This is a genomic window from Nonomuraea sp. NPDC052116 (assembly GCF_040680035.1).
GTDB lineage: Bacteria > Actinomycetota > Actinomycetes > Streptosporangiales > Streptosporangiaceae > Nonomuraea > Nonomuraea angiospora_A.
This window is the reverse complement of sequence record NZ_JBFAWA010000006.1, coordinates 335,511-358,545: the sequence shown is the minus strand read 5'-3', so window position 1 is coordinate 358,545 and position 23,035 is coordinate 335,511. Positions and strand designations below refer to the sequence as shown.

The 23,035-nt window shown below is 69.9% G+C and carries 20 protein-coding genes; 12 read left to right on the top strand and 8 right to left on the bottom strand.

Features of this window, described 5'->3' with window-relative positions; all coding sequences use genetic code 11:
- The first annotated feature begins 72 nt into the window (after window positions 1-72).
- Window positions 73-876, top strand: a complete 804-nt coding sequence (locus tag AB0L65_RS14260; RefSeq protein WP_364244621.1) for an SAM-dependent methyltransferase — start codon at window positions 73-75, stop codon at window positions 874-876.
- A gap of 34 nt (window positions 877-910) precedes the next feature.
- Here the strand turns inward: AB0L65_RS14260 and tpx are convergent, their stop codons facing one another.
- Together tpx and icmF are read right to left on the bottom strand one after the other, a co-directional pair.
- Window positions 911-1,411: a thiol peroxidase gene (gene tpx, locus AB0L65_RS14255; RefSeq protein ID WP_350729912.1), complete on the bottom strand. Its 501-nt coding sequence runs from the start codon at window positions 1,409-1,411 to the stop codon at window positions 911-913.
- A gap of 83 nt (window positions 1,412-1,494) precedes the next feature.
- Window positions 1,495-4,686, bottom strand: a complete 3,192-nt coding sequence (gene icmF, locus AB0L65_RS14250; protein ID WP_364244618.1) for a fused isobutyryl-CoA mutase/GTPase IcmF — start codon at window positions 4,684-4,686, stop codon at window positions 1,495-1,497.
- A 125-nt stretch (window positions 4,687-4,811) separates the two neighbouring features.
- On the opposite strand from icmF, the gene AB0L65_RS14245 reads away from it, so the two are divergent.
- Window positions 4,812-5,861 carry a glucose 1-dehydrogenase gene (locus tag AB0L65_RS14245; protein ID WP_364244615.1) on the top strand — a complete coding sequence of 350 codons (1,050 nt, stop codon included), beginning with the start codon at window positions 4,812-4,814 and terminating at the stop codon, window positions 5,859-5,861.
- Window positions 5,862-5,884: 23 nt separating this feature from the next.
- On the opposite strand, the gene AB0L65_RS14240 is transcribed toward AB0L65_RS14245, so the two are convergent.
- On the bottom strand, window positions 5,885-6,760 hold the full coding sequence (locus AB0L65_RS14240; protein ID WP_364244613.1) for a CHAP domain-containing protein: 876 nt from the start codon (window positions 6,758-6,760) through the stop codon (window positions 5,885-5,887).
- A 181-nt stretch (window positions 6,761-6,941) separates the two neighbouring features.
- A complete protein-coding gene (locus AB0L65_RS14235; protein WP_364244610.1) occupies window positions 6,942-7,712 on the bottom strand; it encodes a protein phosphatase 2C domain-containing protein in 771 nt (256 codons plus the stop codon).
- Window positions 7,713-7,788: 76 nt separating this feature from the next.
- On the opposite strand from AB0L65_RS14235, the gene AB0L65_RS14230 reads away from it, so the two are divergent.
- The 8 genes from AB0L65_RS14230 (at window position 7,789) to AB0L65_RS14195 (ending at window position 17,005) form a co-directional block, all read left to right on the top strand.
- Window positions 7,789-9,618, top strand: a complete 1,830-nt coding sequence (locus tag AB0L65_RS14230; protein WP_364244607.1) for an N-6 DNA methylase — start codon at window positions 7,789-7,791, stop codon at window positions 9,616-9,618.
- A 62-nt stretch (window positions 9,619-9,680) separates the two neighbouring features.
- Window positions 9,681-10,571, top strand: coding sequence for a serine/threonine-protein kinase (locus AB0L65_RS14225; protein WP_350729905.1), 891 nt, complete (start codon window positions 9,681-9,683; stop codon window positions 10,569-10,571).
- A 123-nt stretch (window positions 10,572-10,694) separates the two neighbouring features.
- Window positions 10,695-11,993: an extracellular solute-binding protein gene (locus tag AB0L65_RS14220; RefSeq protein WP_364244604.1), complete on the top strand. Its 1,299-nt coding sequence runs from the start codon at window positions 10,695-10,697 to the stop codon at window positions 11,991-11,993.
- Window positions 11,990-12,952 (top strand): sugar ABC transporter permease, encoded by a 963-nt coding sequence (locus AB0L65_RS14215; protein WP_350729901.1) that lies wholly within the window; start codon window positions 11,990-11,992, stop codon window positions 12,950-12,952. Before AB0L65_RS14220 ends, AB0L65_RS14215 begins: the two co-directional genes overlap by 4 nt.
- Window positions 12,949-13,752 (top strand): carbohydrate ABC transporter permease, encoded by an 804-nt coding sequence (locus AB0L65_RS14210; protein ID WP_350729899.1) that lies wholly within the window; start codon window positions 12,949-12,951, stop codon window positions 13,750-13,752. The genes AB0L65_RS14215 and AB0L65_RS14210 overlap by 4 nt, the downstream gene beginning before the upstream one ends.
- Entirely contained in the window at window positions 13,749-15,119 is a 1,371-nt protein-coding gene (locus AB0L65_RS14205; protein ID WP_364244601.1) for a GH1 family beta-glucosidase, read from the top strand. The genes AB0L65_RS14210 and AB0L65_RS14205 overlap by 4 nt, the downstream gene beginning before the upstream one ends.
- Window positions 15,120-15,151: 32 nt before the next feature.
- Window positions 15,152-16,147, top strand: a complete 996-nt coding sequence (locus tag AB0L65_RS14200) for a LacI family DNA-binding transcriptional regulator (RefSeq protein ID WP_364244598.1) — start codon at window positions 15,152-15,154, stop codon at window positions 16,145-16,147.
- Entirely contained in the window at window positions 16,148-17,005 is an 858-nt protein-coding gene (locus tag AB0L65_RS14195; RefSeq protein WP_364244596.1) for a phosphotransferase, read from the top strand.
- A 12-nt stretch (window positions 17,006-17,017) separates the two neighbouring features.
- Here the strand turns inward: AB0L65_RS14195 and AB0L65_RS14190 are convergent, their stop codons facing one another.
- Window positions 17,018-17,776, bottom strand: a complete 759-nt coding sequence (locus tag AB0L65_RS14190) for an SDR family oxidoreductase (protein ID WP_364244593.1) — start codon at window positions 17,774-17,776, stop codon at window positions 17,018-17,020.
- Between the two features lie 62 nt (window positions 17,777-17,838).
- Between AB0L65_RS14190 and AB0L65_RS14185 the strand changes: the two genes are divergently transcribed.
- Window positions 17,839-18,711: a LysR substrate-binding domain-containing protein gene (locus tag AB0L65_RS14185; protein ID WP_364244590.1), complete on the top strand. Its 873-nt coding sequence runs from the start codon at window positions 17,839-17,841 to the stop codon at window positions 18,709-18,711.
- An 81-nt stretch (window positions 18,712-18,792) separates the two neighbouring features.
- On the top strand, window positions 18,793-19,782 hold the full coding sequence (locus tag AB0L65_RS14180) for a hypothetical protein (protein ID WP_364244588.1): 990 nt from the start codon (window positions 18,793-18,795) through the stop codon (window positions 19,780-19,782).
- On the opposite strand, the gene AB0L65_RS14175 is transcribed toward AB0L65_RS14180, so the two are convergent.
- The 3 genes from AB0L65_RS14175 to AB0L65_RS14165 are packed head-to-tail and all read right to left on the bottom strand — an operon-like array spanning window position 19,693 to window position 23,031.
- Window positions 19,693-21,207, bottom strand: a complete 1,515-nt coding sequence (locus tag AB0L65_RS14175) for a glycoside hydrolase family 13 protein (RefSeq protein ID WP_364244585.1) — start codon at window positions 21,205-21,207, stop codon at window positions 19,693-19,695. The two genes, AB0L65_RS14180 and AB0L65_RS14175, sit on opposite strands and share 90 nt — an antisense overlap.
- 4 nt (window positions 21,208-21,211) lie before the next feature.
- Window positions 21,212-22,168 (bottom strand): carbohydrate ABC transporter permease, encoded by a 957-nt coding sequence (locus AB0L65_RS14170; protein ID WP_364244582.1) that lies wholly within the window; start codon window positions 22,166-22,168, stop codon window positions 21,212-21,214.
- Window positions 22,165-23,031, bottom strand: coding sequence for a sugar ABC transporter permease (locus AB0L65_RS14165; RefSeq protein ID WP_355191312.1), 867 nt, complete (start codon window positions 23,029-23,031; stop codon window positions 22,165-22,167). The genes AB0L65_RS14170 and AB0L65_RS14165 overlap by 4 nt, the downstream gene beginning before the upstream one ends.
- Between the last annotated feature and the right edge of the window lie 4 nt (window positions 23,032-23,035).

The following is a 23,035-nucleotide window of genomic DNA, read 5'->3' as shown; positions in this document are numbered from 1 at the left end:
GGCAGTGAATGTCGGTATAGATCCGTAGAATCCAGGTCGAAGATCGTTAACTCTTGATCGGGGGAATGACGGTTGGAACGAGAGTCGCCAGCCTTCGATCCGCACACTCCCAACGTCGCCCGCCTCTACGACTACCTCCTGGGTGGCAAGGACCACTTCCCTGCCGATCGGGCGGCGGCGGAGAAGCTGCTCGAGGCGGCTCCGGAGTTACGGGCGGCGGTCCGGGCGAATCGCGCTTTCCTGGGGCGCGCCGTTCGGTACCTCGCCGAGTCCGGCATCACGCAGTTCCTGGACATCGGCACGGGGCTGCCCGGCCAGGACAACGTGCACGAGGTGGCCAGGAAGATCACCCCGGGGGCCAGGGTGGTCTACGTGGACCGGGATCCGGTGGTGCTGGTGCACGCCAGGGCGCTGCTGGCCGGGCAGGGTGACACGACGGCGGTGGAGGGTGACCTGCGCAAGCCCGAAGGCATCCTGCGCAATCCCGAGGTGATGGCGGCGATCGACTTCAGCCGCCCGGTCGGCGTGCTGCTGACGGCGACCATGCACTACGTCGCCGACTCCGACCACCCTCGGGAGATCGTGGCGAGCCTGCGTGACGCCATGGCCCCCGGCAGCTGTCTGGTCATGTCCCACTGCACCGGCGACGCCCGGGCCGCGGCCGTGGAGGCGATCACCGAGGTCTACCGGGGCACCAACGCTCCACTCACGTTCAGGAGCCGGACGCGGATCGCGGCGTTGTTCGAGGGGTTCGAGTTGGTCGACCCGGGTCTCGTGTGGCTGCCGGAGTGGCGTCCCGACCAGGCCGACATGATCGACTTCGTCGACGGGCCCGAGTCGTCGCTGATCCTGTGCGGCGTGGCCAGGAGGAACTGAGATCGGGGGTCCACGTCGTGGACCCCCGGCTCACTTACTTGAGCGCCGTCAGCGCGGCGTCGTAGTCGGGCTCCTGGGTGATCTCCGGCACCAGCTCGGAGTAGACCACCTGGTTGTCACCGTCGAGCACGACCACCGCGCGCGCGGTCAGCCCCGCCAGCGGCCCCGACTCCTGCGCCACGCCGTAGTCGGTCAGGAACTCACGGCCCCGCATGAGCGAGAGCGTGACCACGTTGTCGAGGCCCTCGGCACCGCAGAACCGCTTCTGGGCGAAGGGCAGGTCGGCGGAGATGCAGAGCACGGCCACCTCGGGGTGCTCGGCGGCCACCTCGTTGAAGCGCCGCACCGAGGCCGCGCAGACGCCGGTGTCGAGGCTCGGGAAGATGTTGAGCACCTTGGTCTTCTGGCCGTACTCCTCCAGCGAGTGCTCGGCCAGGTCGCCGCCCACCAGCTTGAACGCGGGCGCGCTGTCGCCGGGCTTCGGGAAGGTGCCGCCCACGGCGACGGGCGTGCCCTTGAAAGTGACGTCGGACATGAAAGCCTCCTGGATAGCGATGTTCCCCGACCCGTGATCCTATCCGCGCGGCTCCCGAGCCCCCTCATCACCCACGCACGTGGTCAGACGTTGCGGCGGTACTGGCCGCCCGCCTCGAACAGCGCCTCCGTGATCTGGCCGAGCGAGCAGACGCGGGCCGCGTCCATCAGCACCTCGAACGCGTTCGCGTCCGACATCGCCACCTCGCGCAGCCGGGCGAGCTGCGCCGGGGCCTCCGAGCGGTTGCGCTCGTGGAAGGCGCGCAGCCGGTCGAGCTGCGAGCGCTTCTCGTCCTCGGTGCCCCTGGCCAGCTCAAGCTTGTGCGCCGGCGGCTCGTCCGTGCCGTTGCGGAACGTGTTCACCCCGACGATCGGCAGCGAGCCGTCGTGCTTGCGCATCTCGTACAGCATGGACTCGTCCTGGATCTTGCCACGCTGGTAGCCGGTCTCCATCGCGCCCAGCACGCCGCCCCGGTCGGACAGCCGCTCGAACTCGGCGAGCACGGCCTCCTCCACCAGGTCCGTCAGCTCCTCGACGATGAACGAGCCCTGCAGCGGGTTCTCGTTCCTGGCCAGGCCCCACTCGCGGTTGATGATGAGCTGGATGGCCATGGCCCTGCGCACCGAGTCGGCCGACGGGGTGGTCACGGCCTCGTCGAAGGCGTTGGTGTGCAGGCTGTTGCAGTTGTCGTAGACGGCGATCAGGGCCTGGAGGGTGGTGCGGATGTCGTTGAAGTTCATCTCCTGGGCGTGCAGCGACCGGCCCGAGGTCTGGATGTGGTACTTCAGCTTCTGCGACCGGTCCCCGGCTCCATAGCGCTCCCTCATGGCCACCGCCCAGATGCGGCGGGCCACCCGCCCGAGCACGCTGTACTCGGGGTCCATGCCGTTGGAGAAGAAGAACGACAGGTTCGGGGCGAAGTCGTCGATCTTCATGCCCCTGGCCAGGTACGCCTCCACGTACGTGAAGCCGTTGGCCAGCGTGAAGGCGAGCTGGCTGATCGGGTTGGCCCCGGCCTCGGCGATGTGGTAGCCGGAGATCGAGACCGAGTAGAAGTTGCGCACGCCGTTCTTGATGAACCACTCCTGGATGTCGGCCATCATCCGAAGCGAGAACTCGGTGGAGAAGATGCAGGTGTTCTGGCCCTGGTCCTCCTTGAGGATGTCGGCCTGCACGGTGCCCCTGACCGTGGCCAGCGTACGGGCGCGCAGGCCGGCGGCCTCCTCGGCCGACGGCGGGCGCCCCTGCTCGGCCTGGAAGCGGTCGAGGGCCTGGTCGACGGCGGTGTTGAGGTAGTAGGCCAGGATCGTGGGCGCGGGGCCGTTGATCGTCATGGACACGGACGTGTTCGGCGCCGCCAGGTCGAACCCGTCGTAGAGCACCTTCATGTCGTCCAGCGTCGCGATCGAGACGCCCGAGGTGCCGACCTTGCCGTAGATGTCGGGCCGCAGGTCCGGGTCGTGGCCGTAGAGGGTCACCGAGTCGAACGCCGTGGACAGCCGGGTCGCGGGCTGGCCCTCGGACAGCAGCTTGAAGCGCCTGTTGGTGCGGAACGGGTCGCCCTCACCGGCGAACATCCTGGTCGGGTCCTCGTCGTCGCGCTTGAACGGGAACACGCCGGCGGTGAAGGGGAACGATCCGGGCAGGTTCTCGCCGCGCAGGAATCTCAGCAGGTCGCCGTGGTCGCTGTAGCGCGGCAGGGCCACGCGCGGGATCCGGTTGCCGGACAGGGTCTCGCGCCAGAGCGGGGTGTGGATCTCGCGGTCGCGCACCTTCACCACCAGCTCGTCGGCGGTGTAGCGCTCCTTGACCGCGGGCCAGGCGGCCAGCAGGGCCCGGCTCTCCTCGCTCAGCTCCCGCTCCGCCTGCGCCTCCAGCTCCTCCAGGCGGGAGTCCTCCAGGAGGGAGCGCACGGCGGCCAGCTGCTGGCGGCGGCGGGCGACCTCGGCCTGCGCGAGCGTCTCTGCGTGGTAGGCGCGCACGGTCTCGGCGATGTCGGCCAGGTAGCGGACCCGGGCCGGCGGCACGATGGCGGCCGACGCCTGCGAGGTGCGCCCGGACACCTTCGGCAGCAGCCCCGGCCCCGGCTCGCCCAGCAGGAGGGGCTTGAGGTACTGGTAGAGGGCCGTGACCCCGGCGTCGTTGTAGCGGGCCGCGATGGTGCCGAAGACCGGCATGTCCTCCGGCCGGACGCCGAACGCCTCGCGGTTGCGTACGAGCTGGCGGCGCACGTCGCGCAGGGCGTCCTCCGCGCCGCGCCGCTCGTACTTGTTGATCACCACGGCCTCGGCGAAGTCCAGCATGTCGATCTTCTCGAGCTGCGAGGCCGCCCCGAACTCGGGCGTCATCACGTAAATCGGCACGTCCACGTGGGGGACGATCCCGGCGTCGCCCTGGCCGATGCCGGGCGTCTCCACGATCACCAGGTCGTGGCCCGCGGCCCGGCAGGCGGTGATCACCTCGTCGAGGCAGGCGGGCACCTCGTTGGCGGCGCCCCTGGTGGCCAGGGAGCGGAAGTAGGTCTGGGGGCTCAGGCTGTTCATCCTGATGCGGTCGCCGAGCAGCGCGCCGCCGCCGCGCCGGCGGGTGGGGTCGATGGCGATGACCGCGATGCGCAGCTTGTCGTCGTTGTCCACACGGAACCTGCGGACCAGCTCGTCGGTGAGCGAGGACTTGCCGGAGCCGCCCGTACCGGTGATGCCGAGCACGGGGACGCGCTTGTCCGTCGCGGCGGCCTTCAGGCCCTCGACCAGCCCCTCCGGGGCGCGGCCCGACTCGATGAGCGTGATCGCGCGGGCCAGTGCCGCCTGGTCGCCCGAGACCACGGCCTCGACCGACGGGGTGCCGTCCAGCTCGACGTCGCAGTCCTCGATGAGCTGGTTGATCATCCCGGGCAGCCCGTACCGCTGGCCGTCCTCGGGCGAGAAGATGCGGGTGACGCCGCGCGAGTGCAGCAGCTCGATCTCCTCGGGGACGATCACTCCCCCGCCGCCGCCGTACACCTTGACGTGCCCGGCCCCGCGCTCGCGCAGCAGCTCCACGAGGTAGGTGAAGAACTCCACGTGGCCGCCCTGGTACGAGCTGATCGCCACGCCCTGGACGTCCTCCTGGAGGGCGGCCGTGACGATCTCGTCCACCGAGCGGTTGTGCCCGAGATGGATGACCTCGGCCCCCTGTGACTGGAGGATGCGCCGCATGATGTTGATCGCCGCGTCATGGCCGTCGAACAAGGCCGCGGCGGTCACGAAACGGACTGGGTGTACCGGGACGTGCACGCCTGTTCACTCCTTCGTGAGGGCTCTCCCTTCCGAAGATACTAGGACGTCCTACTAATAGACACTAGGACGTCCTACTATTTCCTCCCGCCATCCGGGTAGGGGGCGCGAGGGGGTGACGTCGTATGCGCGCACTGACGTTCGCACCGGGCAAGAAGGGGACGCTCGCCGTCGAGCAGGTCCCCGATCCCGCACCGGAGAAGGGTGAACTGCTGGTCCAGGGGCTGGCGCTGGGGGTCTGCGGGACGGACAGGGAGTTGATCACCGCCGATTACGGCTGGCCGCCGCCCGGCAAGGAGCGCATGGTGCTCGGGCACGAGTCGCTGGGCCGGGTGCTGGAGGTGCCCGACGGGTCCGCGTACTCCCCCGGCGACCTGGTGGTCGGCGTGGTACGGCGGCCCGACCCCGTGCCGTGCGGGGCCTGCAAGCGGGGCGAGTTCGACATGTGCCGCAACGGCGAGTACACCGAGCGGGGCATCAAGCAGATCGACGGCTACGCCTCCGAACGCTGGACGGTCGAGGGCGGCTACGCCGTGCGCCTGGATCCGTCGCTGGAGAGCGTCGGCATGCTGGTCGAGCCCGCGTCGGTGGTCGCCAAGGCGTGGGAGCAGATCGAGCGGATCGGGTCGCGGGCCTGGTTCGAGCCCCAGACGCTGCTGGTCACAGGAGCCGGGCCCGTCGGGCTGCTGGCGGCGCTGATGGGGCGGCAGCGAGGGCTGGAGGTGCACGTGCTCGACCGCTCGGCCGCCGGGCTCAAGTCGCGGCTCGTGAAGGATCTGGACGGGACCTACCATTCCGGCTCGTCGCTGAAGGAGCTCACCACGGTCAGGCCCGACGTCATCATCGAGTGCACCGGGGCCGGGACGCTCGTCATCGACGCCATGGTCGGCACCGCCGCCGCGGGGATCGTCTGCCTGGCCGGGCTCTCGCCGGGAGGGCGGGAGCACCGGGTGGACGCGGGGCTCATCAACCGGGACATCGTCCTGGAGAACGACGTGGTCTTCGGCTCCGTGAACGCGAACCTGCGGCACTACAGGGACGCCGCCGACGCGCTGGCCAAGACCGACACCGGGTGGCTCGAACGGCTGATCACGCGGCGGGTCCCCCTGTCGCGCGCGCTGGACGCCTTCGAGCGCGACCACGACGTCAAGGTGGTCATCGACCTCACGTCCTAGCACTTCGCGGGCTGGAACGCGGGCTAGTCGGGCTCGTAGGGCTTGCGTCTCGTCGAGGTCGAGTGCCTGGTGGCCGCGGCGGCCGTGACGCGCGTCCTGGCCGGGCGGGCGGCCGGCGCCGGGGCGGGACGGGGCTTGGCCTGCACGTGCTCCGCGGGCTTGGTTGAGGCGGGCTTGGCAGGGGCGGTCTTGGTTGGGACCGTCACCCGTTCGCGAGCGGGAGCGCCGTCCCGAGCCGGAGTCGCTTCACGCTCGGTGGTTGGTGCGTTCCAGGGCAAGGCGAGGCGGCGGTGGGTGCCGCGGCGGCGGCCGGTGATGCGGAGGGACAGGACGACGGTCATGAGCACCATCGCGGTCAGCAGCGCGGGCGGCGTGCCCAGGACGTCCAAGGGCGATCCCCGCCCGGTCTCCACGCGCGGCGCCGGCACGAAGGGCTGCTCGGTCGAGCGGATCTCCCCGAGCTTGTCGGCACTGGCCTTGACCAGGCGCGGAATGCCGTAGCCGACGACCTTGTCCGTCTCCCGCGTCTTGCGCTTGAGCCAGATCCGGTCCACGTTCGCCTCGATCGTGTGGATCTTCTTGCCGCTGACTTTCTCCACGATCCCCACGTGGTCGATGCCCTTGTAGCTTTTGCCGCCCTTCCAGTCGAAGAAGACCAGCGCACCCGGCTCGGGCTTCTGCGTCCACGCCCCCTGTTTCATGAACCAGGCGGCATGGGAGGGCGTCCAGGCGAACTCGCCCACAAATTGGCTGAGGTCGGCCTTGTCCGCGGCCCAGGCGATGAACATGTCGCACCAGGGCCCGTTGCGGTACTGGGTGTCTTGGACGCGATCCGCGTACCACTGGCCGAACTTGGTGAACTGGCCGTTCTTCTCCTTGTAACCGAGTTCCTGCCGCACCGTCTTCAGCAGCTCGTCCGCGATCGGGTCCAGGGTGACTCCTCCCAGAAAACCGATAAATCACGATGGACTGTAGTAGCGCCATCGGGAAATTGCGCGAATCACTCGGAAAGTGTCGTGCTATTAACCAATATTTCGGTTTTGTGACTGGTGAGGCAGGTGAGACTGATGACCGCTCCCGTTAGGCGCCGGCTCCCACGCGATAGACGGCCGCCTCGCCCGAGCCCGGCGCGACCACGTCGGCCACGATCACGGTCACGTTGTCCGGCGAGCCGCCCTCGTTGGCCAGATCGATCAACCGCTGGACGGCCGCGCCCGGGTCTGCCACGGTGGTCAGGACCTCGTGCAGAACCTCGGGACCGAGTACGGTCGTGAGGCCGTCGGAGCAGAGGAGGTAGCGGTCATCAGGCTCGGCTTCGCGCAGCGCCATGTCAGGCTCTGCTCTGCCCTCGCTGCCCAGCACCCGCAGCACCATCGAACGCCGGGGGTGTACGGCGGCCTGGTCCTCGGTTATCCGTCCTTCGTCCACCATCGACTGCACAAGTGTGTGATCCTTGGTCATCTGGTAGAGCGCACCATCGCGAAGCAAATATCCGCGGGAGTCACCGAGATGAGCCAGGGCGAACCGGTAGCCGTCCCACAGCATGGCGGTCACCGTGGTCCCCATCCCCCTGCGCGCGGGGTCGATGTCGGCCAGCTCGACCAGCCTGCGTGCCGCCTCGTGCACGGCGCCCTCCAGGGCCGCCTCGAGGTCCGCGCCCGTCTCGGGAAGCGTGGCATCCAGCTCGCGCATGACGGCGATCGCCGCCGAGCTCGCCAGCTCGCCGGCCGCGTGTCCACCCATCCCGTCGGCCACCACGAGCAGCCGGCCACTCGCATAGCCGGAATCCTCGTTCTGCTCCCTGCGGCGGCCCACGTCTGATCCGGCGGCATAGCGGATGTTGTGCTTCATACCCTGCAGTAAATCATTGGTTGAAAGACTTCACAAGCAGATGCGCTGAAGACTCTTGTGAACTACTGTGGGCACCATGAGCCACGACCCGACCGTCAACGCCGGGGACATCGCCCGGCTCGCCGGTGTCGGGCGTGCCGCGGTGAGCAACTGGCGCCGTCGCCACGACGACTTCCCCGATCCCATCGGCGGCACGGCCAACCAGCCGCTCTTCTCGCTCCGGCAGGTCGAGTCCTGGCTACGTCGCTATGGGAAGTCCTACCAGGTCTCGCTGGGAGATCGGGTGTGGCAACGCCTGAAAGCCGCAGGCGATTTGCGCCTGGGCGAGCTGGTGGCCCAGGCCGGCGCCCTGCTGACCCGCCCGGCCGCCCCGGGTGAGCCGGGTCCCGAATCGCCCGTGGCGGGCGGGTTGGAGCCGGAGCTGGCGGAGCTCCTGCTGGAGCTGGCCGAGCAGCTCGGCGCGCTGACGGCGTACGAGTTCCTCTGTGAGCGCTACCTCGAGGCGCACTCGCGGCAGCTCTCCGTGACCCGCGAGGACGTGGCCGGGCTCATGGTCAGCCTGGTACGACCGGGCGGCTCGACGATCCTCGACCCGGCCTGCGGCGTCGGCACGCTGCTCCTCGCCCCCACCCACGACCGGCACGCCCAGGCGGAGCCGGGGGCGGCCAGGATGCTCGGGCAGGAGCTCAGCGAGACCTCGGCGGCCATCACCGCCTCCAGGCTCCGCCTGCGCGGCATCGAGGCCGAGGTCGTGGCCGGCGACTCGATGCGCGACGACGGGTTCGCCGGCGAGCGGGCCGACGCCGTGGTGTGCGACCCGCCGTTCAACGAGCGGGCCTGGGGCTACGAGGAGCTGACCGGCGACCCGCGCTGGGAGTACGGCCTGCCGCCGCGCGGCGAGCCGGAGCTGGCCTGGGTCCAGCACTGCCTCACCCACGTCAAGCCACGCGGCCTGGTCGCCATCCTCATGCCCCCGGCCGCCGCCAGCCGCAAGGCGGGCCGCCGCATCCGCGCCAACCTGCTGCGCGCGGGCGCGCTGCGGGCCGTCATCGCGCTGCCGGGGTCGGACCTCTGGCTGCTGCGCCGGCCCGCGGCGGGCGAGCGGCCGCCGTCCGAGGTGCTGATCCTCGACGCCACGGCCGACCTGGCGAGCGTCGAGCCGGCCTGGGAGGCGTACCTGGAGGACCGTTCCGACCAGACCGTACGCATCATCGACCTGCTGGCCGACGAGGTCGACATGACCCCGGCCCGCCACCAGCGGCGCGACGACGTCGGCAAGGCGTACACCGAGGCCCGCGACCGCTTCATGGCCGCCGCCTCGGCCCCGCCCGACCTGAAGGTCCTGGAGCAGCCGCTCGACCAGCCCGCGACCACGCTGGGCGACCTGATCAAGGAAGGTCTGGTGGCCACGTCCCAGGCTCCGCCCAAGATGGCCGCGGACGGCGGCGAGGTGCCCGTGCTGACCTCCGACGACGTGCTCAACGGCACGCCGCCGTCCGGCTCCACCACCATGCAGCAGGGCCTGATCGCGATCCGCCCGGGTGACGTGGTGGCCTCCTACTCCAGCGTGCGCGTGATGGCCGACGGCGGCGCGGTGCTGGGGCCCCATCTGACGCTCTACCGGGTGGACGCGCGCCGGCTCGACCCCGACTTCCTGGCGGGCTTCCTGCGGGCCGCCGGCGGCCGGGCGACCACCGGCTCCAGCAGGTTCGACGTGCGCCGCACCCGGCTGCCGCGCCTGTCGCTGAAGGAGCAGAAGGCGTACGGCGACGCCTTCCGGCAGCTCGCCGTGCTCGAAGACGCCATCCGCGAGACCTCGACGCTGGGGCAGGCGCTGATCAGACTGGGCCTCGACGGCCTCGCCGACGGCCACCTGCATCCGCGCGCTCATGACCTCACCCCATGACGCGACGGCATTCCCTCGCGTGACGGTGTAGTTTTTTCCCGGAAGGCTGCGGGGAGGGGCGAATGGTCATCGGCGACCGCTATGTGCTCGACGACCTCCCTCTCGGGCAAGGCGGCATGGGTGCCGTCTACGCGGGCCACGACCGCCACCTGGACCGCCGGGTGGCGGTGAAGCTGCTCAGGCTGCCCAGCGGGCACGATCACGAGCTGGAGCGCAGGTTCATCCGCGAGGCCCGCATCCTGGCCCGGCTCGAGCACCCCGGCGCGCCGGTACTCTACGACTTCGGCACCCACGAGCAGCGGCTCTACCAGGTGATGCAGTTCATCGAGGGCGTCACGGTGGCCGACGTGGTCAGCGAGCACGGCCCGCTGCCCGTCTGCTGGGCCGCCGCGATCGCGGCCCAGGCGTGTGCCGTGCTGTCGGCGGCCCACGCCCTGGCGATCTGCCACCGCGACCTCAAGCCCACGAACCTCATGCTCTGCCCCGACGGCAGCGTGAAGGTGCTCGACTTCGGGCTGGCCATGCTCCGGGACGCCGAGGTCACCACGTTCACGAGGATCGGGCAGATCCTGGGCACGCCGGCGTACATGGCTCCCGAGCAGATCAAGCACGGCGTCGCCGAGCCGCGCAGCGACCTCTACTCGCTCGGCTGCGTGCTGCACGAGATGCTGACCGGGCAGCAGCTGTTCACCGGGCCCACCGACTACATGGTCTTCGAGAAGCAGGTCAAGGAGCGCCCGCCGGCCATCCCCGGGCTGCCTCCCGAGCTGGACGCGCTGCTGTCGCAGCTGCTGGAGAAGCTGCCGGACGACCGGCCCGCCGACGCGAACGAGCTGTACGAGCGGCTCGACCCGTTCGCCGTCGAGCTGCCCGTGCTGCCCGGCTTCCTCACCGAGGCCCCGAGCCCCGGCCGCATGTACGCCCGCATGGCCGGCCGCGCGCTCAACGCGTGAACGCGCTCTCTCGCTAAGCCGGATCGTTATTTAGCCCCCGTTGACAGGCCGGTGTTATCGCCGCGAATCTCTTGAGAGAGCGCTCTCTCACATACCTCGCAAGCACCGACCAAGGAGGGTTCCATGACCCCTCGCGTCCGGCGATTCGCCATGCCCTTGATCACCGCGTCCCTGCTCGCCCTGGCGACAGCCTGCGGCGGCGGAGGCGGCGGCGGGAGCACCGCCACGGAGAGCGCCAAGCCGGGAGAGAAGATCAAGCTCACCGTCGGCCTCTTCGGCGACTTCGGCTTCAAACCGCTCTACGAGGAGTACAAGAAGACCCACCCCGACATCGAGATCGTCGAGAACGTCACGCAGTTCAACGACCACCACAGCAACCTCGTCAAGCGGCTGGCCACGAACGCCGGCGCGGGTGACATCGAAGCGGTCGAGGTCGGCTACATCAGCACGTTCACCGCCCAGCCGGGCAAGTTCGTCGATCTCAAGCAGTACGGGCTGGACAAGCGGCAGCCCGACTACCTCGACTGGAAGTGGCAGCAGGGCCTGAGCAAGGACGGCACGCAGGTGCTCGGCCTCGGCACCGACGTGGGCGGGCTGGCCATGTGCTACCGCAAGGACCTGTTCAAGAAGGCCGGGCTGCCGACCGACCGGACCGAGGTGGCGGCCCTCTGGCCGACGTGGGAGCAGTACATCGCGACCGGCAAGAAGTTCGGCGCGGCGAACGTGGCGGGCGCCAAGTTCGTGGACTCCCCCGGCGAGATCTTCCGCGCGATGGTCAACCAGGCGCCCACCGGCCTGTACGACGCCCAGGACAACATCATCGTGGCCTCGAACCCCGACGTGAAGAAGGCCTGGGACCTGTCCAACCAGCTCACCCAGGAGGGCCTGACCGCCAAGCTGGCGGCCTTCACCCCGCCGTGGAACACCGGCTTCGCCAAGGGCTCGTTCGCCACGATCATCTGCCCGGCCTGGATGACCGGCTTCATCCAGGAGCAGGCCAAGGACTCGGCCGGCAAGTGGGACATCGCGACCGTACCCGGCGGCTCCGGCAACAGCGGCGGCTCCCACCTCATGGTGCCCAAGCAGAGCAAGCACCCGAAGGAGGCGGCCGAGCTGATCGACTTCCTGACCTCCAAGGACAACCAGGCCAAGGTGTTCAAGGAGGAGGGGACGTTCCCGTCGATCCCGGCCCTCTACGACGACCCGTCGATCCAGAACTTCACCAAGCCGTTCTTCGGCGACGCCCCCATCGGCAAGATCTACTCTGACGCCGCCAAGGCGCTCAAGCCGCAGCACCTCGGCCCCAAGGAGGCCGACGTGCGCACGGCCGTCGGCAACGGCCTCGGCCGCGTGGAGCAGGGCAAGCAGTCGCCCGACGAGGCGTGGGCCCAGGTGCTCGAGGACGTCAAGAAGATCAAATGAGCTCCCTTCCCCTCGCGGTCTCGCGACGGCGTAGGCGTAGCGTGCGGCACACCCTCGACCTGAGGGTGTCGCCGTACGCCTACGTGGCGCCGTTCTTCCTGCTCTTCTGCGCCTTCGGGCTGTTCCCGCTGGTCTACACGGCCTGGGTGAGCCTGCACGAGTGGTCGCTGCTGTCGGAGACCCAGACGTTCATCGGGCTGGACAACTACTCGACGCTGCTCAGTGACGGGTACTTCTGGAACGCCACGTTCAACACCCTGTCCATCGGCGTGCTCTCGACCGTGCCGCAGCTCATGCTGGCCATCTGGCTGGCGCACCTGCTCAACCGGCGGCTGCGGTTCCAGACGCTGTTCCGGGTCGCGCTGCTGCTGCCGAACGTCACGAGCGTGGTGGCCGTCGTGGTCATCTTCAGCCAGCTCTTCGGCCGGGACTTCGGGCTGATCAACTGGGTGCTCTCGTGGTTCGGCGTCGGCAGCATCGACTGGGCGGCCGGCACCGCGACCTCGCACCTCGCGCTCTCCGTAATGATCATGTGGCGCTGGACCGGCTACAACGCGCTGATCTTCCTGGCCGCCATGCAGGCCGTGCCACGCGAGCTGTACGAGGCCGCCACCATCGACGGCGCCAGCGGCTTCACCCAGCTCCGCAGGATCACGATCCCGATGATCCGGCCGACGATCGTCTTCGTGGTCATCGTCTCGACGATCGGCGCCATGCAGATCATCGCCGAGCCCCTGCTGTTCGGGCAGAGCAGCGGCGGCGGGGGCGGCATCGCCACCGGCGGGCCCGACCGGCAGTTCCAGACCCTGGCGCTGTTCGTCTACGAGCAGGGCTTCGCGAACTCGACGTTCGACTTCGGCTACGCCTCGGCCGCGTCCTGGCTGATGTTCCTGGCCGTGGTGATCGTCGCGCTGGTCAACTTCCTGATCACCCGCCGGGTGAGAGGGGGCCTGATATGAGGCTGCGTTATCTGACCCTGACCGCGGTGGCCTTCTTCTCGGCCTTCCCGCTCTACTACAGCGTCGTGGTGGCCTCCCGGCACAACTCGGCGCTGGGCCAGGTGCCGCCGCCGCTGATCCCCGGCGGCAACTTCTTCGCCAACGTCTCCCGGGTCTTCGACACCGTCCCCTTCGGGCTCGCGCTGCTCAACTCCGTCATCGTGGCGGGGTCGATCTCGATCGCGGTGATGTTCTTCTCGACGCTGGCCGGGTTCGCCTTCGCCAAGCTGAAGTTCAGGGGCAGGAACGTCATGCTCGTGATCACCGTGGCCACCATGATGGTCCCGGCGCAGCTCGGCATCATCCCGCTCTACATGCTCATGGTGAAGCTGGAGTGGACCGGCACCACCTACGCGCTGATCGTCCCGGCGCTGGTCAACGCGTTCGGCGTGTTCTTCATGACCCAGTACCTGTCACGGGCCCTGCCCACCGAGCTGCTGGAGGCGGGCCGGGTGGACGGGTGCTCGACGTGGGGGCTGTTCTGGCACGTCGTGCTGCCCGCCGCCCGTCCGGCGGCGGCGGTGCTCGGCATGCTGACGTTCATGTCGGCCTGGAACGACTACTTCTGGCCGCTGGTCGTGCTCAACCCGGACAACCCGACGGTCCAGGTGGCGCTGTCCACGCTGGCCAGCGGGTACGTCAACGACTACGTGCTCGGGCTGGCCGGGACGGCGATCGGCACGCTCCCGCTCGTGGCCGTCTTCGCCCTGTTCGGCAGGCAAATCATCGGTGGAATCATGCAAGGAGCTGTTAAGGGATGATCTTTCCCGAGGAGTTCGTCTGGGGTGCCGCGACGGCCTCGTACCAGATCGAGGGGGCGGTCAAGGAGGACGGGCGGGGCCAGTCGATCTGGGACACCTTCTCCCACACCCCCGGGAACGTGGCGGACGGCGACACCGGCGACGTGGCCTGCGACCACTACCACCGCTACCGCGAGGACGTCGGGCTGATGCGCGAGCTGCGGCTGAGGGCCTACCGGTTCTCGGTCGCGTGGCCGCGCGTCCAGCCGGACGGCGCGGGCCCGGTCAACCCGCGCGGGCTGGCCTTCTACGACCGGCTCGTGGACGAGCTACTCGCCGCCGAAATTTCGCCTTATGTCACGCTTTATCACTGGGATCTTCCCCAAGCCCTCGAAGACCGTGGAGGGTGGACAAATCGCGATACGGCCTACCGGTTCGCCGACTACGCCCAGGCCGTCCACGACCGGCTCGGCGACCGGGTGGGCGACTGGACCACGATCAACGAGCCATGGGTGTCGGCCTTCCTCGGCTACGGCAACGGCGTGCACGCGCCGGGCCGCCGCGACCCGGCCGACGCCCTGCGCTCGGCGCACCACCTGCTGCTCGGCCACGGGCTGGCCGCGCGGCGGCTGCGCGAGTCCGGCGCGCGCAGCCTCATGCTGGTGGTCAACTCCTCCCCGGTGCTCACCCCCGCCCAGGTCAACGACCCTTCGGCGGTGGCCGGCGAGGCGGACGCGGCCGTCGCCGACCGCGTCCACGCGCTGCTGACCAGGCAGTTCCTCGATCCGGCGGTGCACGGCACGTACCCGCCGGAGGTCCTGGAGGCGGCGGCGCGCAACGGCGGGACGGAGCACATCCTGGACGGCGACCTTTCGCTGATCAACGCGCCGATCGACCTGGTCGGCGTCAACTACTACAACCCGTGCGTGGTCGAGTCGGGCCCGGGGCTGCCGGCCGACGCGGCGTGGCCGGGCTCGGAGGACGTCAGGTTCGCGGCGGCGGACGCGCCGACGACCGCGATGGGCTGGCCGATCGTGCCGGACGGCCTGTCCCGGCTCCTCGTACGGCTCTCGCAGGACTATCCGCAGGTCGGCCTCATGGTCACGGAGAACGGCGCGGCCTTCGACGACGTCGTGGCGGACGGCCGCGTGCACGACGACGAGCGGGTGGCGTACCTGGAAGGCCATCTGCGCGAGGTGCACCGGGCCATCGGGGCGGGCGCGGACCTGCGCGGATATCTCGTCTGGTCGCTGCTCGACAACTTCGAGTGGGCCGAGGGCTACCGGCGCCGGTTCGGCATCGTGCACGTCGACTACGCGACCCAGGCCAGGATCCTCAAGGACAGCGCTCTCTGGTACAGAGACGTCATCACCAGGAACGGCCTGTAGATTTTTTCCGTGCTCTCCCACTTGGTGCAGTCATGAGACGCCCGACCCTCGAGGCGGTCGCCGCCCGGGCGGGGGTCTCGCGCGCCACCGCCTCCCGGGTCGTCAACGGCCAGACGACGGTGGCGCCCCACATCCGCGACGCCGTGCAGCGCGCGATCGACGAGCTGGGCTACGTGCCCAACTCGGCCGCGCGCAGCCTGGTCACCCAGCGCACCGACTCGATCGCGCTGGTCGTCAGCGAGCCGGGCACCCGGGTCTTCTCCGAGGACCCGATGTTCTCCACGGCGATCAGGTCGGCGTCCGTGGCGCTCGAAGCGGTGAACAAGCAGGTCGTGCTCATGCTGGCCTCCTCCGCCAAGAGCCACGCCCGGGTGGAGCGTTACATCGCGGGCGGGCACGTCGACGGGGTCATGCTGATCTCCATGCACGGCGCCGACCCGCTGCCGGCCGCGCTGTCGCGCCTGCGCGTCCCCGTGGTCTCCTACGGGCGGCCCGCCGTCCCCGTGGACATCCCGTACGTCGACAACGACAACGTCGGCGGAGCGGAGATCGGGGTCCGGCACCTGGTGGAGACGGGACGGCGCAGGATCGCCACGATCGCCGGCCCGCAGGACATGATCGGCGGCCAGGACCGCCTGGCCGGCTACCGCAACGTGCTGCGCGACTCCGACCTCAGGTCGATCGTGGCGATCGGCGACTTCACCCGGGAGTCGGGCGCGGTCGCGATGCGGCAGCTTCTGCGCGACGACCCCGACCTTGACGCCGTCTTCGTGGCCAACGACCTGATGGCCGTCGGCGCCCTGCAGTCACTCCGCCAGTCCGGGCGCCGGGTGCCGGACGACGTGGCGGTGGTGGGCTTCGACGACATCGAGGCGGCGAAATACACCGAGCCGCCGCTGACGACGCTCAGGCACCCGGTGGCCGAGCAGGCGACGGCCATGGTCGGGCTCCTGCTCGGCCTGTTCGAGGGCGGCCCGGCCGAGCCGGTGATCATGCCCACGGAGCTGGTGATCAGGGAGTCCGCCTAAATGATCCCCGCTGTGGCCGCCGCCGTCTCCCTGGCCGAGGAGCACGGCATCCGGGTGGCGGATCCGGTCGTCCTCAACGACTCGTTCAACCTCCGGATCCACCTGCGCCCGGCCCCGATCGTGGCGCGGGTGCCGACGGTGACCGCGCTGGGGCGGGCGCGGCCCGCCGACGCGTTGCGGCGGGAGCTGGACGTCGTGTCCTACCTGCACGGGCAGGGCGTGCCGGTCGTGCCGCCGAGCGACCTGCTGCCTGCCGGGCCGCATCTGCGTGACGGAGTCGCGGTCTCCTTCTGGAAGCACGTCGAGCACGACCCCGGCCATCGGATGGGCCCGGAGACGGCCGGGCGGGCGCTCGCCGAGCTGCACGAGGCACTCCGGGGCTTTCCCGGCGAGCTGCCCTATCTCGGGCCGGTGCTCGACGAGCCGCTGCGGCTGCTGGAGCTGCTCGACGGAGAGGTCCCGCCCGACGTGCTGGCCCGGCTGCGGGACGCGCACGCGGGCCTGGCCGAACGGCTGGCGGGCCGCACGGCGCAGGCCGTCCACGGCGACGCGCACCCCGGCAACCTCCTCGCCACCCCCGCCGGGCTGCTCTGGAACGACTTCGAGGAGAGCATGGCCGCTCCCGCCGAGTGGGACCTGGCCTGCCTGCTGCGCACGAAGCGGCTCGACGGCCGGGCGGCCGTCCAGGCCTATGGGCACGATCCCGACGATCCCGAACTGCGGGAGTTCCTGGCGGCGCGGGCGCTGCAGGGGACGCTGTGGATGCTCCTCAGAGGGCTGCGGCTGCCCGCCGGGGCCGCCGACGCCCGCGCCACGCTGGAGGCGTGGCTCCGGGACCCCAGCGGCGCCACCCGCTAGACCGCTCCCCCGCTAGACCGGGATCACGCCGCCGCGCGGGCCGAGGAAGTAGCCGCCGGTGACGTCCAGGACGTGACCGGTGATCCACCGGGACTCCTCGCTCGCGAGGAGCGCCACGGCGTCCGCGATGTCCTGCGGGCGGCCGATGCGGCCCAGCGCGGTCACCTCGGTGACCGCGCGCTCGGCGGCGCCGTCGTCCGCGCGGAGCCAGGCGTTCATGTCCGTCTCCGTGACGCCCGGGGAGACGGTGTTCACGGTGATGTTCCGGTCGCCGAGGAGGGGCGCCAGGCTGAAGCCCAGCGTGTCCAGGGCGCCCTTGGTCATCGAGTAGACGAGGTCCGGGAGGGCGATGCGGACGACGGCCGAGGAGATGTTGATGATCCGGCCGCCGTCGTTCAGGAGCGGGAGGGCCCGTTCGATGATGAAGTACGGCGCCCGCACGTTCACCGCGAAGACCCGGTCGAACTGCTCCTCGCTCACCGTGCCCAGCACCCCGGCGAGGATGGCGGCGTTGTTGACCAGGATGTCCAGCCCCTCCCCCCGGAGGCCCTCGAACAACGCGTCCACGCCGTCCTCGAACGCCGCCTTCACCGCGTACGCCTGCCCGCCCGCGCCCTCGATCGCGGCCACCGTCTCCTTGGCCAGGTCGTCGTTGCTGGCGTAGTGGACGATCACCCGGGCCCCATCGGCGGCCAGGCGCTCGGCGATGGCCCGCCCGATCCCGCGTGAAGCTCCGGTTACCAATGCCGTCTTTCCCGACAAATCTCTCATGCGCTCCATCGTGGGTCCGAGCTCTCCCACCCGTCCAAGACCGGCTGTTATAGCTTTTTGCTATGGATGCCCATATTCGGGATCTCAGGTATTTCGTGGCGGTCGCCGAAGAGCTGAGCTTCACCCGGGCGGCGGCCGAGCGGCTCTTCATCTCGCAGCCCTCGCTGAGCAGGCAGATCAGGCAGCTGGAGCTGTCGATGCGGGCCAAGCTGTTCGAGCGCGACCGCCGTACCGTGGCGTTGACGGCGGCGGGGGCGGCGCTGCTGCCCGAGGCCCGGCGGATCATCGAGCAGTGGGAGGGCGCGCAGCGGGCGGTGGCGGCGGCGCGCGAGGAGCGGACGCTGGTCGTCGGGTTCCAGACGCGGATCGGGCGCGGGCTCGTGCCGTCCATCTCGTCCGCGCTGCCCGGCTGGGACCTGCGCTTCCGGCAGGTGCCGTGGAGCGACCCCACCGTGGGGCTGGGCGACGGCCAGGTCGACGTGGCCGTCGCGTGGCTGCCCATGCCCGGCCACGACTACGACTGGACAGTGGTCAGCACGGAGGAGCGCTGGGTGGCGCTGCCCGCCGCCCATCCGCTGGCCGCCCGCCGCGAGGTCACGTTCGCCGACCTGGCCGGGGAGTCGTTCGTGGCGATGCCGGTCTCCGCCGGGCCCATGCGGGACTTCTGGCTGGCCGACGACCAACGGGCGGCGCCCGCCGTGGTGGGGGCGGAGGCGGAGACGGCCGAGGAGGCGTTGGAGCTGGTCGCGTCGGGGCGGGCCGTGGTGCTGGTCTCGGCCGGGAACGCCGAGCTCTACCGGCGCGACGACGTGGTCAGCAGGCCCGTGGCGGGGCTGCCGCCGAGCAGGCTGGCCGTCGTCTGGCGGCGGGACGACCGGCGGCAGGCCGTGCGGACGCTGGTGGACGTGTTCGTCACGTGCATGTGCGCCACCTGATCGTCTTTTGTTGACACCGTATACATTGCTGTTTACGGTGTATATATGATATTCGGAGCAGCCGCTCCGCTTTTATCCGCGGTGCTTTTCTATTTCGGTACGGGTTTCTCGCCGATCCCCGCGCTGACCTGGCTTGCGCCGCTGCCGATGCTGCTCCTGGCCTCACGGGCGAGCGGCAGGGCGACGTTCGCCCTCGCGTTCCTGGCCTTCCTGGCGGGAATGACGAACCAGCTCGACTTCTTCCTGCGCACCCCGTCGGTGCCGCGGCCCATCGGGATCGGCATCATCGTCGGCTGCTCGCTGCTGTTCGGGCTGGTGGTCTGGCTCTTCAGGGCGCTCGCCCGGCGCGGGCTGATCATGCTCGCCGCCTCCGCGCCGCCCGCGGTGTGGGTGGCGCTCATGTACCTGACCGTGCTGGCCAACCCGACGGGCATCATCTGGCCGCTCGCCACGTCCGTGGCCGACGTGCCGGTGGTGACCCAGATCGCCTCGGTGACCGGCGCCTGGGGCGTGGAGTACGTGGTGATGCTGGCGCCGACCACCTTGGCGGCGGTGCTGTGGCCGGGGACTGTCGCGGCGGCGCGGCTGCGTACCGGCGTGGTGGGGGCGGCGGCGTGCCTGCTCGTGCTCGTCTTCGGGACCGTGCGGCTGGCCGGCGCCGACTCGACCGGGTGGCGGCTGATGGCGGCGCCGGCCGCCGACGAGTTCGGCAACGGCCGGCAGCACAGCCGGATGGGACTGCTGCGCGGCGTGGAGACCGGACTCTCGGTGGCCTGGGCGGCGCAGTGGGGCACGCCGATGATCTCGGACCCGTGGGGCCGGGTGCTGGCCGAGCGGGACACCGAGGGCACGCGGCAGCCGTTCGTCACGGCCTTCGCCGACGTGCCCTCGGGCCCCGGCCCCACCGTGTACGCCCGGTTCGGCGACTGGTTCGCGTGGCTGTGCCTCGCGCTGGCCGCCGCCGGGCTGGTCGCGCTTCGGTCAGTCCCTCGTCAGCCAGGCCGTGGTGTCGGCGGGCAGGGCGCCGTCCTCCAGGGGGCCGCTGGCCAGGAGGAGGCGGCCCGCGGGTAGCGGCACCGGGTCGGGGCCCAGGTTGGTGACGCTCGTCAGCCCCGAGTCCCTGGTGAAGGCCAGGACCTCGCCGCCCGTCGGGAGCCAGATCAACGTGCCGTCCCCCAGCAGGTCGCGGCGCAGGCCGAGGGCCGTCCGGTAGAGGTTGTGCATCGAGCCCAGGTCCGTGCGCTGGGCCTCGGCGGTCAGCTTGCGCCAGCCCTCCGGCTGCGGCAGCCACGGCGTGCCCGCGCCGAAGCCGAACGGGGGCTCCTCGCCCGACCACGGCAGAGGGATGCGGCAGCCGTCCCGGCCCGGGTTCGTGCCGCCCGACCTGGCGTACATCGGGTCCTGGCGGAGCTCGTCCGCGAGATCCTCGACCTCGGGGAGGCCCAGCTCCTCGCCCTGGTAGACGTACACGGAGCCGGGGAGCGCCATGGCCAGCAGGGCCGCCGCCCTGGCCCGCCGGTAGCCCAGCTCCAGGTCGGAGGGGGTGCCGTGGAGGCGGCCCCCGTGCGCGAACGTGGTGTCGGCGCGGCCGTACCGGGTGACCGGGCGCGTCACGTCGTGGTTCGACAGCACCCACGTCGGCGGGGCGCCGATGGGGGTGTGGGTGGCGAGGGTCAGGTCGATGACCCTGCGCAGCTCGGCCGGGTCCCACGGGCAGGACAGGAAGTCGAAGTTGAAGGCCGTGTGAAGCTCGTCGGGCCGCAGGTAGCGTGCGAAACGCTCCTGGTCGGGGAGCCAGACCTCCCCGATCAGGATGCGCTCGCCGTACTCGTCGGCCACCTCGCGCCACCGACGGTAGACGTCGTGGACCTCGTCGAGGTCTTCGTACTTCGTGTCCGACTTGATCAGCAGGGCGGCGGAGTCGATGCGCACGCCGTCCACGCCACGGTCGAACCAGAACCGCAGCACGTCCTCGAACTCCTGGTGGACCTCCGGATTGGTCCAGTTGAAGTCCGGCTGCTCCGGGGCGAACAGGTGGAGGTACCACTGGCCGTCGGGGACCTGGGTCCAGGCCGCGCCGCCGAAGATGGACTGCCAGTCGTTCAGCGGCTCGTCGGCGAACCAGAAGCGGTCCCGCGCCGCGGGGTTCTCCAGCGCCTCCTTGAACCAGGCGCTCTCCGTGGAGCTGTGGTTCGGCACCACGTCGATGATGACCTTGATGTCGAGCTCGTGCGCCTCCTCGATGAACCGCTCGGCCTCGGACAGCGAGCCGAAGACCGGCTCGATGTCGCGGTAGTCGGCCACGTCGTAGCCCCCGTCGGCCATCGGCGACGGGTACCACGGGTTCAGCCAGATGGCGTCGATCCCGAGATCCTTCAGGTACGGCAGGCGGGAGCGCAGGCCGGCCAGATCGCCGATCCCGTCACCGTTCCCGTCGGCGAAGCTACGCAGGTAGACCTGGTAGATCGCGGCCCCCCGCCACCACGTTTGCGACATGCGCTTATCCCTTGATGCTTCCGGCGGTGAGCCCCGCCATGATGTGTCGTTGGAAGACGAAGAAGACGATGATCATGGGTATGGAGGCGATGACCAGGCCGCCCATGATCTGGTTCTGGGTCACCGCGCCCGCCGTCTGCGACAGGCCCACGCTGATCGTCATCTTCTCGCTGTCGGTCATGACCAGCAGCGGCAGGACGAAGTCCTTGAACGCGGTGACGATCGTGAAGATGGAGACCACCCCCAGGATCGGCCTGGAGACCGGCAGCACGACCGACCACAGCACCCGCAGCGGACCCGCGCCGTCGATCTGCGCCGCCTCGATCAGCTCCCGCGGGATCGAGTCGAAGAACCGCTTGAGCAGGAAGATGTTGAAGCCGTTCGCCGCCGCCGGGAACCACAGGCCCCAGGCGTTGTTGAGCAGCCCCAGGTCCACGATCGTGACGTAGAGCGGGATGAGGATGACCATGGGCGGGATCATCAGCGTGGCCAGCATCGCGCCGAGGATCACGTTGCCGAACATCGGGCGCAGCTTCGACAGCGCGTACGCCGCCGTGACGTCCACCGCCATGGAGAACAGCCACGCGCCCAGCGAGTAGTACGCGGTGTTCGCCAGCAGCGTGCCGATGTCGAACAGGTCCCAGGCCTCGAAGAAAGCCTCCAGCGACGGGTCGGCCGGGACGAGCGACGGCGGCATCTGGGCGATCTCCTCCGGCGTCTTCATGGCGCCGGTGATCATCCAGTAGAGCGGGAAGACGAAGGCCAGCGTGAAGACCACGATGACGGCGATCAGCACCAGCCAGTAGATCCGCCGGCCCCACCTGCTGTTGAGCTGGTGCGGCGAGACGATCGTGCGGAACTGCACCTGGATCGGCTTCGGCGGCCTTCGCCGGCGCTTCGGCCTGGCGCCGCCGCCGGGCGGCTCGGACACCGGGGCCCGCCTGTGTTCGGTCGCCGTCATGCCCTGTCCTCACGGGTCGTCCTGAGCTGGAAGGCCGCGAAGACGAGGAGCGCGAGCATGAGCAGCATGCCGAGCGCGCCCGCCTGGCCGTAGTTCATCTGCGAGAACGCGAACTGGTACATCAGGTACGCGACGCTCACGGTCGCGTTCTCCGGGCCGCCGCCGGTCAGCATGTACGGCTCGATGAACACCTGCATGGTCGCCACGATCTGCAGCATCAGCATGAGCAGCAGGATCAGCCGGGTCTGCGGGATCGTGACGTGCCTGATCCGCTTGAAGATCCCGGCCCCGTCGAGCTCGGCGGCCTCGTACAGCTCGGGCGGGATGTTCTGCAGCGCCGCCAGGTAGATCAGCGTCGCGCTGCCCATGTTCATCCAGGTCGAGACGAGGACCAGGGAGATCAGGGCGGTCGACGACGAGTCCAGCCAGGCCAGCGGCGGCAGGTGGAAGAAGTCCAGGACCTGGTTGAACAGCCCGGGCCCCGGATCGTAGAACCACCTGAACAGCAGCACCGCCACGATCGGCGGCAGCATGACCGGCAGGTAGACCACGAACCGCAGGTAGGCCCGGGCGTGGCGCAGCTCGTTGAGGACGAGCGCGACGACGAACGGCACGGCATAGCCGCACAGCAGCGCGAGCAGCGTGAACTCCACGGTGTTCAGCCAGGCCTCGCCGAAGGCCGGGTCCTGGACCGCCGCCTTGAAGTTGTCCAGCCCCACCCAGGTGGGCGGGTTGATCAGGTCGGTCTTCTGGAAGCTCAGAATGAACTCCCTGACCATCGGATACCAGGCGAACACCGTGAAACAGATCAGGGCCGCGCAGAGGAACCCGTAGGCCGTCAGGTTGCGCCGCAAGATTCCCATCAAG